Annotated in this window: 9 protein-coding genes; 7 read left to right on the forward strand and 2 right to left on the reverse strand. The window is 46.9% G+C overall.

The features are described from left to right. Nucleotides 1-127: 127 nt before the first annotated feature. The 4 genes from IEY24_RS11895 (at nucleotide 128) to IEY24_RS11910 (ending at nucleotide 6,133) form a co-directional block, all read left to right on the forward strand. The gene (locus tag IEY24_RS11895) at nucleotides 128-772 is read left to right on the forward strand and encodes a LuxR C-terminal-related transcriptional regulator (protein WP_188931949.1); all 645 of its coding nucleotides are present in this window, start codon (nucleotides 128-130) and stop codon (nucleotides 770-772) included. Continuing rightward, on the forward strand, nucleotides 747-2,672 hold the full coding sequence (locus tag IEY24_RS11900) for a sensor histidine kinase (RefSeq protein WP_188931951.1): 1,926 nt from the start codon (nucleotides 747-749) through the stop codon (nucleotides 2,670-2,672). The genes IEY24_RS11895 and IEY24_RS11900 overlap by 26 nt, the downstream gene beginning before the upstream one ends. A gap of 494 nt (nucleotides 2,673-3,166) precedes the next feature. Beyond that, nucleotides 3,167-3,838: a hypothetical protein gene (locus IEY24_RS11905; RefSeq protein WP_188931952.1), complete on the forward strand. Its 672-nt coding sequence runs from the start codon at nucleotides 3,167-3,169 to the stop codon at nucleotides 3,836-3,838. Between the two features lie 1,344 nt (nucleotides 3,839-5,182). Next, a complete protein-coding gene (locus IEY24_RS11910; RefSeq protein ID WP_188931954.1) occupies nucleotides 5,183-6,133 on the forward strand; it encodes a hypothetical protein in 951 nt (316 codons plus the stop codon). Nucleotides 6,134-6,450: 317 nt separating this feature from the next. On the opposite strand, the gene IEY24_RS11915 is transcribed toward IEY24_RS11910, so the two are convergent. Together IEY24_RS11915 and IEY24_RS11920 are read right to left on the reverse strand one after the other, a co-directional pair. Continuing rightward, entirely contained in the window at nucleotides 6,451-7,242 is a 792-nt protein-coding gene (locus IEY24_RS11915) for an NUDIX hydrolase (RefSeq protein ID WP_188931955.1), read from the reverse strand. A gap of 31 nt (nucleotides 7,243-7,273) precedes the next feature. After that, nucleotides 7,274-8,305: a GntR family transcriptional regulator gene (locus IEY24_RS11920; RefSeq protein ID WP_188931957.1), complete on the reverse strand. Its 1,032-nt coding sequence runs from the start codon at nucleotides 8,303-8,305 to the stop codon at nucleotides 7,274-7,276. Nucleotides 8,306-8,567: 262 nt separating this feature from the next. On the opposite strand from IEY24_RS11920, the gene IEY24_RS11925 reads away from it, so the two are divergent. Genes IEY24_RS11925 through IEY24_RS11935 form a run of 3 tightly spaced genes read left to right on the forward strand, consistent with a single transcriptional unit; the run spans nucleotide 8,568 to nucleotide 14,769 of the window. Then, nucleotides 8,568-11,453, forward strand: coding sequence for a TonB-dependent receptor (locus IEY24_RS11925; RefSeq protein ID WP_188931959.1), 2,886 nt, complete (start codon nucleotides 8,568-8,570; stop codon nucleotides 11,451-11,453). Between the two features lie 53 nt (nucleotides 11,454-11,506). Then, on the forward strand, nucleotides 11,507-11,890 hold the full coding sequence (locus tag IEY24_RS11930; protein ID WP_188931961.1) for a hypothetical protein: 384 nt from the start codon (nucleotides 11,507-11,509) through the stop codon (nucleotides 11,888-11,890). Between the two features lie 5 nt (nucleotides 11,891-11,895). Then, entirely contained in the window at nucleotides 11,896-14,769 is a 2,874-nt protein-coding gene (locus tag IEY24_RS11935; protein ID WP_188931963.1) for a glycosyl hydrolase, read from the forward strand. The last annotated feature ends 1 nt before the right edge of the window (nucleotide 14,770 follow it).

Raw genomic sequence — 14,770 nt, forward strand, 5'->3', positions numbered from 1 at the left:
CGTCCGATACAGAAAAAATCATCCGGAATAAGCATTTTTCTCATTAAAACAGGTAGTTCCGTACTACGTTTATAGTAGATTAGAAACGAGAGATTTCACCTACCTTTGCCAAACTTTAATTCTTTTTATGTATAGCATAAGTGACATCGCGTCATCCCGGATTATGCTGGTGGATGACCATGTGTTGGTAGCCGAAGGTTTTCGTGAACTGTTGAAGCGAATGCTTCCGGCCGGAGCTGTTATCGATATCTTCTCGTCTGTCGAAACGGCAACTGCCGCTTTGAAAACAATGAGCTATGGCATCCTGATAACGGACCTGATCATGCCGGGACAGAATGTGATGAGCTTCATTACAGCTTGCCGGAAGCAATACGATGAGCTGATAATCTTGGTCGTGAGCAGTTCAATGGATTCCAATGGCATCAAGGCCTGTTTTGCGGCGGGCGCCAATGGCTATCTAAGCAAGGCGGTCAGCCCGAGCGAAATCAAGCTGGCATTGGAATACACAATGGCCGGAAAAAAATTTGTAAGCGCCGACCTGGCGGGGAAACTGGCCGACAATATCTTTTCAGCCGAAAACACAGTGCTTACCAGTAAAGAGCGGGAAGTGCTCGCATTGATCGGGGCAGGCAAAAGAACCAAGGAAATTGCCGAGACACTCTTTGTCAGTCCGATTACCATCATGACCCACAAGCGTAACATCATGCGAAAGCTTGATCTCCATTCTGTGTCTGAATTAGTGAGATATGTATTCAACAACAACCTGTTTTAAGCTGGCCTTTGCCCTGCTTTTCACCGTCTCCGTTAGATGCTTAGCCCAGGATACCTGGCCAACGGACTCGGCCTGGGAAGCAATCCGGATGAAGCACAAAACCGGGCGTATGCACGACACGGTGTACCTCGCATACGCACAGGCGCTCACAGAGCTATCTTTCAAAAATCCTTTGCTGAAAGAAAGGTTAGCAAATTATAAATCCGTCGCATGGAGTAATCCGGCCTATCAGGCGTTCAGGGTCAAATACTACGCATTCCTGGCCAACCATGCCTCTGCCGTGCATCAGGATGGGTATGCGATATACTATCTGCAAAAAATGGAGGAGGAGCTAAAAATGACTCGACCCTATATCGCCTCACTCAACGAACCTCGGCAGTTGCTGTCCATTTACGGGGACAAGGGTAACTACAATTATGAACGGCGCATGGCCATTATCGACAGCCTCACGCCATTTTTGAAAACACTGCCCGCCGCCCTGGCAAAAGGGCCGGTGAACATTAATACCTGCGTTAATGCTTTTACGATTTTAAAACATGCGGTTAGCCTCTACACAACCAATCACAACAATGCCAAGGCCATTGAACTCGCGGATGCTGCCAGGGCACTCTGGCTCCAACTGAAACGCAAACCCGTTACCAATAAGGGGAAGTTGGTGCAATGCCAATTATCGTTGTATCTGATTGAGGCCCACGCCGCAAAAGTGATGGGCCAAGTCCAAAAACAGGCCGATTACCTGAATGCGGCCTATGGGATCATTGTTTCCAATGACACGGAGATCGCCCCGTTGTTCAAGCAGCCCTTTTCCAGCACCATACTCACCAGGATAATCGACTATCACATTGAAAAGAAGCAGATAGACAGCGCTGCCTATTTCCTTAGATTATATCAGCTGGGAGTCAATAAACCGAACCAGGCAAAAAACCTGGATGGGACTAAAATATTACGGTACATTGCAAAAGTGGATGCCGCAAAAGGCAACTATCAATCAGCGTATGAAAACCTGACGAAGGGATATGCGATCAATGACTCGGTGATCGCGATCCGAGTGGCCGACATCCATAATAATATGTATGCGCATCTGGTATCAGAGCAAAGAAACGAGACGCTGCTGGCTCAGCAGATCAAAATAGCCCGCCGGAACAACCTCATTTTCGGCATTGTAACTATCCTGGTAGTTTCCGTGGCCGCATTTCTGTGGTTGTTGAAAATCAACCGTGAAAAGGCGGAACGGCAGACCAGAATGCTCAATGAATCGGCCCAGATACAGATCGCGCAGCTTGAATACCAGGCCCATGAAATCCAGAAACGGTTTGGCATGGAACTCCATGACGATGTTGCCGGCAAACTTGTTAATCTGGTAAATTACATTGAATCCGAAGAACTGCTTGAAGAAAATGACCGCATAAAGGATAAGCTGTCGGGTATGTCTAAAATGGCACGTGAGGCCTATTCGTCCATTCGCTTCAAAAGCCATGAATGGTATTTAAACAGCTCTGATTCAGACAAAAAGTCGTTTTCCGAGCGCGTAAGGCACATTGTAGCCATGGCCCTACCCGACAGAAGCTATGAAAAGCAGATCGAGATTGACGACCGGTGTCTGGAAAAGATAGATATCCGGACCCGGATTCAAATGTTGAAAATCATCCAGGAAGCGGTTGCTAACATCCTGAAACACGCCAAAGCCCGTAATTTCAAGCTATTTATCTACGAGGACGAGGACGCCGTTATATTGCAGATTGCCGATAACGGGCACGGCTTTGATCCGGCGGCTACCGGTAACAAAAAAGGAATGGGGCTGGCTTCCATGCGCGAACGTGCCCAGGGAATAGGTGGATCGATCGAAATTTCTTCCTCTTTAAAAGGAACGAAGCTTTTGCTTACGATTCCGTCATCGTAGGTAATATACTACGAAAAAAACTGCGTCGTCAAGGCCATCAGGCGCTGGCCGATGGGTTGCGTTTACACATCCCCGGTCGACAGGTATCAACTCATTCTACGATACCCGGCCTCCTTCCTACTCCATTTACAGTACAAAAATCCCACAGGTGCTGTATTTTTTTATTGGTGCCGCACCAATACTTTTACAGTGATCCCGGGAACGCGCTACAGTATCCAATTACTCCTCCCACGGTGGTGAGGGGCGCAAATGCAATCATTTTTACAGTTTAGACAAGTTGGCAAAACTTTCAATGGCTTCTAATCAATTAACGTTGAGTGTTTGATCATGATCCCGGCTTTGCCGGGTAAATGATTTTTGGGGTGAAAGTACATTGTGGAGGCGAGTTTGATCAGTCTATCAATGATTGATAGACTGATTTTTTACCAGAAATAGGCCTTATTTATTTATCGCACTTACTTTGACTCACGGCTCTACCACCAATAACCTGGATCATGTTTTTTCGGATTTTGCTGCTGATATTGGTTATCGAAGCGAGCGGGAATGTTACCGCAGACAGGCTTGTCGTACCAAAAATGCCCGATGAGGCGGCTTATGTGTACGGCCAGCCACTAAACCAAGTGAACATTTTAAACACACTTTCGATGCTATTGAAGGGAAAATATAGTACCCATGCCGACACTCGCCTTTTCTCCCCCGGGATGTCCCTTTGCATTTACATTCCTTATCGGGTACTACTGGCCGATTCTGCACGCAAGATTCTGATCACTGGTTACCAGGACCACGTTGAACTTTTTCGACGAGAAAAACCGCTGCTGCGGATTGGCTTGAAACTGCTTATCGAATCGCATTTTCCAAAATTCAGGCTTTTCGAAGCAAATTGCAGATACTCCCTTCCCGATTCATTTCCACGGAAAGCTATGTCTATTACAATGCTTGGTTTTGATCCCGAACACGAACAGATTGAACCTGCCGACATCACCAGAATTCGCGGTCAATCCCCCAAAAGTAAATTAATAATTTATGCTGGAAATCTACCGAAAAAAAGCGTCAGTCTCTTCCATGAGCTGGGTGTTTTCGTACATATATCGAAACAAGCCTCCATCGATGAGCTCATAAAATGCTTGGAGGCGGCTCAATGCGCAAGCAAATTGTCGTTGGCATAGAGCAAATCACCGGATGGTTCTGGCTTCCGAAGTGATGACAAGTAGCCCTCATTTTTCTGGTTAACTCCATAACATTATCTGACTCCATTTGGGCCGCCCGTTGATCATGAAACTAAGAATCTCGAGATCAAAACAAAGAGGATTACCATTTGGGGTAGTAGCAAAAAATTCACGTTAAACTGTAAGACAATTGGAGTAGAAAGCAATACCTCAGCGGATCGCGATAAACCTCAATCATGTGGCTGTCTCCACTCGGGACATTGCCGATGACCTCTTTTTGTACCTCAAGCCCTTGCTTGCTCCCTTCGCCGTACTCTTTCATTTTTCATATCTGTTGATGTTAAACCTAATACAATATCCTGCCGATCAAAACCGCTTTCGCTAACAGGGCAGCGAATTGTTTTTGCAGGCTGAAAACACTGGCAAAATACCTTTGATGGGTTTACTTTCCATGGTGATATCATTTAAGTGCAGAGGAGATAATGAAATACTGGCTGCTCATTCCGTGCCTAAGTTTAACAACCCGTGAACCGAAGGTTTTTAATCCTTCCCGGAAGATCAGCCCGTACATCAGTTTGACGTAAGGCAGATTGGAAATGCCTCAAAAATAACAACGAGGCATTTCACGATTTCAGATAGCAATTACTTAGGCATAGATACAAATTAAATTGTAAACAATTAACAATTGAACTTTCAAAAAGCCATTATATAAAATAGAAAACAAAACTTATTAAATCTAGTTTTGTATTTGTAGGTCAAATACGACAAACAGAAGTTTTAAATTATCGCCTTGTAGTATTTTATTTAATTTTAATATTGCTCACTTTCGGTTATAATTCACGGAGTAAATTTATATCTCTATTTACTGCGCTGTTTTGGAATAGTTTTCATAATTTTTAGGTAAATTCGTTTTCTACATTTAACGTTACTTGATTTTTCTAAATGAAGCACCAACTATGAAACAGAAAACTTCAGAGCTTTAACCTATCAAGTTTATGTAACAAGTCATTCAGAGTAGAAACCGAAAAAACATAGTCAATTTATCAATTGTAGACTCAATCAGATGCGAACAGGATAAGTTCAAGAATTACATTTTTTCTTCAATAATATTGTAATAGGTGACCGAGGTGGCCTCGTATTGGTTACAAGTTGGCCATATGACAACCCAGTCGATCGAGATATAGACTTTGATCGCCTTAGAAGAAAATTATTGAAAGGAAATATCAAATTTGAGGAACGTCATCAAGCTAATTTCTTCAGTATTAAAAATTTAGATTTAAGTTCAAAATGCAACGCTTTGTTTAAAAAACATGTCGTACAAGCCAATACTTTAAACCTCTAATTATGCAAACACTAAAACTAACATTCCTGGCGATTCTCGCCACATCACTATTTTCCGGGTGCAATAAAGACCACTCACCTGTCGAACCAGAGAACATCGAATCGCCTGAGCATGTTAAAACCATTGTTAGACCCGACTTCGAGGCCATCAAGAAAAACAGCAGAACGCCCTCCGGAGCATTAGACAAAATCGAAACTGTGGTTGAAGGCAACCAATACGCCAATCACATGCCTGGCACCCGACAATACCTATATGACAACGCCGGAAGAAATATCGGCTTCGCTGATATATTATCCCCTAAAGACAGCTCGCCTGGCGCTTGCGATGTGATCTACGAATATAAGGACGACCGCATTTACCGAATGTATCACACCGTCCGAGGTGAGGGGTATTGGGGTGAGCTGGAACCCAATCTGATTATGCGGGAGTTCGCTTACGATATTTCTGGAAAGGTTACTAGGGTTTATGTGTACTACGTTGATTTCAATAATGTCGCTACCCTTGACGAAGGGAACACTTTCACATTGAAATATGACGGCGGCGGGCACTTGACAGAGATGAGTACCTCGGGCAATATTCTCCAAAAGCAGGTGTTTAAGTATTCTGGCAACAACCTGGAATCAGCCACCTATTATTACAGCGATGTGACATCAAAAACTTCATCCGAATACACTTCTCAATTCGAGTACGACGATAAAGAGAACGGCTTAAAAAATCTTCCAGAGATACCCAAATTATTTCACCCTGGCCCCTCTTATTTTGATCAGATCTTCGGAGACAACAACTTAGTTTCGCTCAAGATATCAAGTACATTTTACCCCACAACGACATCAGGTAGCGAGACAAAAATCCAATACGCAAATAAATTTGATGATTCGGGCCGATTAGTTGAAAAAATCGAAGATTTCAAAGACGGCACCCCGCTTGTGAAGAAGATTTATATCTACAAATAACAACCAATTGCCATCTCGTAAGGGCGCTGATAATCCTCAGTGCCCCTCGATACCTTCAAGCTATGGGCACGATCCACCAAACCGCCCGTCATTGGCTGGAAATGGATACTGCTAAAAATCCCATGGAGCTAGCCTGATTTCCGCTGGATTATCAGTGGGTTTTCCGGGCCTGGGAAAGTCGAGCGTCACACCATTTGAATATGCACATAAATCCATTTCCTTCGAAAATATTTACTTTGAAATCAAGATACTTTTAAGCAAAAATCAATGAGCGTGTATTTTGTGATAGAGCAGTGAGAGCTGCATGCCAGTTTCTCTTAAATGACCAACACAATTCCCTCTTCTAATGCTTTTTCATAATTCGCTTTGTTGAATTCATATAAATAGGGGGAACGATGAGGCCCGATAAACCGCCGTTCGTCGAGTTTGTTGAGCAAGCCCAATGCAAATAGCTTCTTTGGGAAATTACGCCGGTCCAATGATTTTGCCAGCAGGCTTTCGTAGAGGAAATGAATTTCGGGCAGGGTAAACTTGGGTGGCAACAAGTTAGCCCCGATCGGTTGATGGTAAAGGTGCAGGCGGACCGTCTGCAGCGCCTTTGTAACCATGTCATTATGATCGAAGAGCAGCTCGGGAACCTGATCAATGTCCCACCAGCGATATTCTTCAACAAACAAGTTAGTTCGGACCGAAACCTGCTGGTAGTCAACCAGCGCATAGTAGCCGATTGTTATTTGGCGACCTAAAAGCCAGTTATCTTTCTTGATTTTAATCCCCAGCGCATCGGGCTGAATTAATCGTTCCAGATCCTGAACTGTTCGGTGGTGTACCCGGTAGGGACTATCCCCAAAGGTGTGAAACTGTTGAAGGAACAGACCGCTTATACCGGTGGTCTCCTCCGCTATCCGGTTTGCGGCTACGGAGATTGGTTCCTCATGACGGATCGGTCCACCAGGTAATCCCCACTGCTGATGGCCGTTGTATCGGATCAACAGAATTTTTACCTGTTGGTCATGATAGCCCAAAATGGCGCAATCCAGTGACAGATGAGCCATGAATTGCTGGTGACCATTAAGTATAAAAGCAATGGCAGCGTCAATTTCAGTCATAAAGCAAAAATAGGATTATGAATAAGACATATCAAAGTGACCGGCGGGTAATCAGCCGACATGGGTTTTCTACATGCCGGGGATGGTTGGCACGAACCAGGTCGGCAGCGGTTCGGCCCATCCGGTCAAAATCTGTCGATATCACCGTGATGCCATCCAACAGAATTTCTTTTAGGGGCGTCTCATTGTAGGCAATGATGCCGACCTGTTTCCCGATCTGATAGGAGGTGTCTTTGGTCTTTCCAATTACTGTAAACAAATCTTCCTCGCGTAAACAGATATAGGCACTACTACCCTCGATATTAAGGTTACCTACCTCGTAGATAGGTTTTGCCTGAAAGCCATACTCATAGCAGAAAGCAAAAAAGCCATTCACAATCGCATTAGACCGATTCGTGTCGGTGGGAAGGAGCATGTTCAGCGTTGCGTATTTGTTAAGGAGCGGTAAGGCCTCGGTCAACGATTGAATCAGGTCTTTTTCAAAATTCTGGACGACGGATGCATATTGGCCGCTAAGCCCTTCCACCCGCTTATCCAGCAGAATGAGCTTCTCCTTAGGTACCTGGTTGAGCAACTGTGCTGTTTTTTCCTGATGGCTGTCGAGATGAGGGATTATAACATAATGGCTATACTCCCCCAGGTGTTTCAGCAACAGGTCTTCGAAAATGCGATAGTTGTTGTTATAGGTAAACAAGTCTAACGCAACGGGATCGCCGCTCCAATCTGTTCCCATCTGGTCAACGAAGGCATCGTAGACAATTTTCTTGTGTGTGCTCAGTTCGTTGAACAGTAGTAAAACCTTCAGGCCCTGCCCCGGTTTCAAGGAGTTGATGTAATAGCCTTTACCATGGACCCCTCCGATGATATTCTGTTTTCTGAGGTGATCATAGGCTCGTTCGACAGTCCGTTTGCTGACGTTGAGTTCGGCACAGAGTTCATACAATGAAGGTAGTTTTTCACCCGGCCGGATTGCATTGAATTGAATGCCATCAACAATGTAATTGACAATCTGCAAATACTTTGGCGTGCTGGAGAAATCATTGATTGCTATCTGACCAACCATATATTACGTAGTTTTTACGCAATAAAGATAGGGCTAAAAAAATTATATTGTAAAAAATACGCAATAATAATTTCACCAAAACTTCTGAGAATATTAACAAAAACAGCCTCAGGCGTATAATCTGGCCTGTTTCTGCTCCCAATGGGCTGATCGAACGCAGGTTACTTATAAATGTCGGGGGACAGTTGAGGACAGTTTTTACTTTTCGGCTAGTAAACTTTGTGGGAGAAATAAAAACATTCTCAGTTATTAACGATCAGTTATGGGATCAACTCTCTACCTCTTTTCAGTTGGTTTGTCCGCGGCTCTCTGTCTCGGCCAAACCAACCAGAGCCTGCCAACAGGTTCAAGCGCAGACTTGTCCGTTGCCTCTCGAAGGCAACAGGACCTTGTGGTATCGGGCAAAGTCACCGATGAAAAAGGCGAGGCGCTGCCCGGTGTCAGTATCGTGGTGAAAGGAACTACCTGGGGTACCAAATCGGATGTCCAGGGCCTCTACCAGCTTGCAGTCCCGAATGCAGGAGCGGTATTAGTGTTCAGCTTTGTGGGCTATATGGCCAAAGAGATGACAGTGGGTACCGGCTTGACCCTTAATGTAGCGTTGGACGTCGACAGTAGAGCCCTGAATGAGGTTATCGTAACGGGGGTCTTCGACAAGCGCAGACGCATGGAGGCCTCGGTGGGTATCACCACGCTGTCTTCCAATCAGATTCAGCGTTTGCAGCCCAATAGTGCTGCTGATTTGCTGAAAAACGTTCCGGGGGTCTATGTCAATTCTTCACAGGGAGAAATCCGCAACACGGTCTATTCAAGGGGCGTCGGTGCCGGCACGAGCGGGTATTTTTATGTGTCGATGCAAGAGGATGGTTTACCGGTAACCAATGTGTCCGGCACTAGCTTGGGGCCCGACTACTTTCTGCGGGCCGACGCTACGATCAACCGTCTGGAGGCCGTTCGGGGAGGTTCGGCGGCCATTACCGGCCCTAACGCGCCTGGCGGCATCTTCAACTATGTCTCCAAAACGGGCGGAGCCGTCCTGGCAGGAGAAATGCGGGCGAAATTCGGCCTGGAAGGTAGTGCCAATCCATACTATCGTGCCGATTTGTCGCTGGGTGGTAAGCTGAATCGAAAGGGTGATCTTGCGTTTCACCTGGGAGGTTTTTATCGCTATAACAACGGCGTACGCTACGCGGGCTACCCCATGAATTATGGGGGTCAGTTGAAAGCAAATGTGGTGAAAACCTATCGGAAGGGTAGTGTGAAACTCTATGGCAAATTCCTCAACGACCACAACAGTTACCTTGACTTTTTACCGGCCCGGAACTTTGATAAACCAGGGACTGCACCTGGGATCCGGAACACCGACACCTTTGCCGGTCCCGGCAGTCAGGTTTTCGATTATAAGTACAGCAAGGCCGCTCCTGTTCGTCGTTTTGATCCGGAAAACCTGATCCATGCCCGGGATCGTGCCCTCGGGATCGACTGGCAGCATGAGCTGGGTGGAGGCTGGTCGGTCAGTAACAACATTAAATACACCAGCAAGGTACTTACTTGGAATTCGGTGTTACCGCTTGGCATTCTGTCGGCCAATGAACTGTTGACTTATTATTTCATGCAGTCGCTGGGCCGGTTTGGCACCTATAACTTTACCGACCTCACCACCGGACAACCAGCTTTGACGACCATGCAGCTGCCCCGGTTGGGGCCCAACAACGAGTTCCTGGGTTTTGATTTTCCAGTCATAAAGGGACAGTTGCCGAATTCGGTTATTCAACCTTACCCGGTTCTGCTGCAATTGGCCCGGTCCAATGACAATAAACTAAACGAAGTACTCGATCAGTTTTCGGTCAGCAAACGTGTTGGCAAGATGACCTTCACAGCGGGTCTGTACTATGGTGCCTCGCATATGGACTACCAGGAGAATGTGGCCGGACTCGCCCTTTCCACTGCTGAAAACCGGCCTCACCCGCTGGGCATAAGCATTACCGATTTTGCCGGTACCACCTACCAGGCTACCAACCCGCAGGGAATGCTCAACACCGGAGGATCCTTCAAATCCAGCGACCTGCGACAAAAACAACTGGCGTTCTTCTTTGGCCATAGCTGGCAGATCACTGACAAACTAAACCTCGATTACGGGTTTCGCTACGATCATACACGGGTAAAAGGCAGTAGCCTCGGCTCTGTTACGGACAGCTCGGCCTCAGCTGGTGGTTATGATGAAAATCCCCTGACGCTTTGGGATAATGCAGTCAATAAGGCTACGGCGCCCTGGTTTACGGACAATACCATCGCCACATTTTCATTCTCGGGAGCCCTGAATTACCAATTCCAGGATAATCTGGCGTTGTATGGGCGGTTTTCACAAGGTAACAAAGCGCCGGACCTCACCTTGTATACCAGTGCTTTCTCGCAGGACCAGGTCGATAAACAATTGTTTAAACCCGAATACGTCACCCAGGTTGAAATGGGGCTGAAAGTAAAGCGGGACAAGTTGACAGCATTTATTACCCCCTATTACAGCCGGATGACCAACCTGGCCACAAGTGCATATGTCTCCGACCAGAACAACAATTTTTATTATACCCCAAATGTATATAGCAGTCGGCAAAGTTATGGGTTGGAATTGGAAGGGACCTACTCGCCTGTCAGCCAGCTAAGTATCCGGGCCGTTGCAACGCTGCAGCGAACCCGCTCCATTCTCAGCCGGTCGTGGGTAACTGGTGATCCGGGCGCTCAGGATGATCGCGTGGAGGAGGTCCGGGGAGGCCGCATCGCTGGTACGCCAGACTTTATGGCCATGTTGACACCAACGTATACAGCTGGCCGGTTCAGTGCATTCGTCAACTATTACTACCTGGGAAAACGGGCCGCCAACAACCTGGAAACTTTCTACCTGCCTGGTTTTGGTCAGACCGATCTGGGCTTGGGATATCGGTTCACGAAGCGGTTGACACTTAATGGCAATATCAACAACCTGTTCAACAAGGTGGGTGTGATGGACTGGCAGGCGCCCGGTGGCTTTCCCAATAGCGGCAACACGGGTGGGTTTACACCGGCGCAACGGGAGGGGAACCCGAATGCGGTTTTCAGCATCCTCCCGATCCAACCTCGATCGTTATATCTGTCGGCCTCTTATCGATTCTGACAGACTCTTTTCCTGACCAAATCAAACAAAAACACAATTAACCAACCAACAAAATGAAAAAAGCAAATTTATTCATGTTCTTATTTCTGCTGGGTTTTTATTACAACGCGTCCTCTCAGTCGGCGCCTGCAGCTGATTTTTTTGCCGGTAAATGGGAAATCCTGATAGTGGGCACACCCGACGGCGACGCCAAAATGGGCGCCGTCCTGGTCCGGAAAGACGGTAAGCTCACGGGCGAACTGGTGAGTTTGGCGGCCGATGCGCCCAAAGAGCCCATTGTCATAACCCAGGTTGAGGAAGGAAGCGATAAAGTAAATCTCTTCTTCACCGCCCAGGGCTACGACGTAAACCTTGAACTGACGAAAGTTGACGAGGACCATTTAAAGGGACAACTGATGAACATGTTTGACGCGACAGCGGTACGGGTCAAAAACTAAAATTCATGAAAGTGATAGTCCCCCTTCTCCTCGCAACCACAGTCAGCATCGCACAGGTGCTCCCGGATTCGAGTAAAAATCAGGCATCTCATTGGTTAAATCCCTTCAATTTCAACTTAGCAAGCTTTCAGAAGCCTTCGCAATCATTTGCGCCCATGGCACGTTGGTGGTGGCCCGGCAATGATGTAGAACCGGAAGAATTGAAAAGGGAGATGAACCTGTTCGCCGATCACTTTTTTGGCGGGGTTGAAGTCCAGCCATTGAACATCGTAATTCCGATGAATGAGAAGACGAGGCCAAAAGTAACAAGTTGGGACACGCCTGCGTATTACAAGAACCTAACAGTCGTGATGGAGGAAGCACGGAAGCGGAAGCTGATTGTGGACGTGACAAATGGCAGCGGCTGGCCTCCCGGAGGTCCTTTTTTAGCCCCGGAGGATGGGTTTCTTTCCCTGGAATATGGTGCCGTCACCGTCAGTGGAGGCACCAAGCAATCCATCCCGCTGCCCCGGCTTCCAAACAAGACAATGGTTCCTTCCCGTTTGCAGGCTGTGGTTGTCGCTAAATTATCCAATGATACCGACACCGGCGAGCTTGTTCCACTGGATGTTGCTTCTACCCGGGTGGTCACCTCCTGGGTCCAAAATGATACACTCATTTGGAATTTTCCGGAAGGAAAGTGGAAAGTAATCGCCTTCTGGGCAGTTCCAAGTGGTGAGCAAACTAATATTGCCGCCACGCCGAAACAAGGTCCGGTCGTCGATCACCTGGATTCCACAAAAGTGCTCAAATTGTATAGCCATTTGTTTGGTTCCAGGACTGGTTTACAGCCCTATTTCGGCAATCCTTTTCGGGCAGTTTTCAATGACAGTTATGAATTCAAGGCCAACCGTCATTACTCACCTGATTTTATTGCTTATTTTAAAAAGAAACGGGGTTATGACATCACTCCCTACCTGCCTGCCAACATGCAGCGGAAATACAACTTCGTCGGTTATCTGAACCCGCATGCAAAACCCGATTTTACTTTTTCGAACCAGGACTGGCGTTTGCGTTATGACTACGACATTACGCTAGGTGAATTGCTGGGAGAGCATTTTTTTAAAACCAGTAAAAAGTGGATGGAGTCGCGGGGGTTACTGCACCGTACCCAGGCGTATGGTTTGAATATGGACATGCTCGCCATGGCTGGTCTTGCCTCGATTCCTGAAACGGAAAGCATGCTCGGGTCAGAAGCTGCCATGAAAGTCATGACTTCCGGTGCTCTTTTGTACAACCGGCCCCTCATGACGGCAGAATCGGTCGTGTTCGGTAACCGGGCCTATACGACCACCCCCTCAAAAATCAAATTTGCTGTCGATAAGCTATTTGCTGCTGGCGTCAATCAGGTCATTTATCACGGCGTACCTTACCGTTATAAACCCGAGAAGCTGGGGCCCGAAGGGTGGTATCCTTTTTCCTCTCCCTTCATTGCGGGTATCAATTTCTCCTCCAATCTGGGAGAAGCAAATATTTTCTGGAAGGATCAAAAGCAGGTTAATGAGTACGTAGGCAGGGTACAATATGCCCTTCGCTCAGGAAAGCCGCAAGCGGATGTACTTATCTACTTTCCCTTCCTCAGTGTGGAGGATATGCCCGCTAATCCGGAGGAGATCCTTTCCAATGGCTATTTACCGGATGTTGAAGGGCCCTTACCCAAAGGCGACGAACATGTAAATGCTGCCAAGGTGGAGTGGGCCGGGAAGATTTATCCTTTGATCAATGAACTGGAAGCAAGCGGTGTTAGCTGGGCATGGGTGAACGATGCCTCGATACAGGAAGCCCAACTACAAAAGGATGGCAGGTTGAATATCCGTGACAACCACATTTCCGCACTCATTCTGGCATATGATTCGACAATCCACCTCAAAACCGCTGAACGGATCAGGCGTTTGGCTTCTGGCGGCATGCGCTTACTGGCAGTAGGTAGCGTGCCCACCAAACAACCATCTTTCCTCAACTGGAAGCAGAACGATGAAAAAACCGCGCAATGCATTGCGGCGGCGCTCAAAGGAAAAAACAGTCTTCATACTAATGATATCGGTCAGCTTCGTGCATGGATAAAAGATTTGCCCCAGCCAATCCAATTTAAGGAGCCCAGTTCTTTCACCCGCCAGGCACGGCGGGAGATGAGTGACGGCAGCCGTATCCATTTTATCTGGAACAAAAGTGCCGCGTGGCAATCGCTTGATTTGGTCCTGGACAAGAGGTACAAGCACAGCTACTGGCTGGATGCAACAACAGGCGCCATTATAGCCAACAGTAGTTCAACGGTTTCCTATCAGTTGGCTCCGTTCAGTTCCGTTCTTTTTTATGCCTCTCAAAATAGCGACACCGCTGATAGTTCGGCAAAGGCATCCACAGCCCGTGTAAATCCAACAGAAGCTGTACTGTCGCTTAGCAATTGGGACATTAGGGTTGATAGCGTACTGCTTAAAAACACTGTGCTATTTGACTGGAAAAGCGATTCGCTATTAAGATTTTCTTCGGCAGATGGAATTTATAACTCCACTTTTCAATGGAAACAAGGGAGCGCCGACAAGCATTTTTTTCTGGATTTGGGAAAGGTCTGCTTTACAGCCGAAGTGTACATCAACAATGTATTTGTGGGCAAACGGATATTTCCGCCATACCTGCTTGATATCACCCGGTTTCTGAAATCCGGGAATAATACAATCCAGGTTCGCGTCACGCCGGGTCAACTGAATGAATTTATCGGCAAAGCGAAAAATGGCGATGCCAAGTACCGGCAATTTAAAGGAAAAGAAGACCAAATCATGCCCGCCGGACTACTAGGCCCTGTTCTGATCAGGCCGGAGAAAGTAGCAGACTCACATTAAA

This window comes from Dyadobacter endophyticus, assembly GCF_014641595.1.
In the GTDB taxonomy this organism is placed as follows: domain Bacteria; phylum Bacteroidota; class Bacteroidia; order Cytophagales; family Spirosomataceae; genus Dyadobacter; species Dyadobacter endophyticus.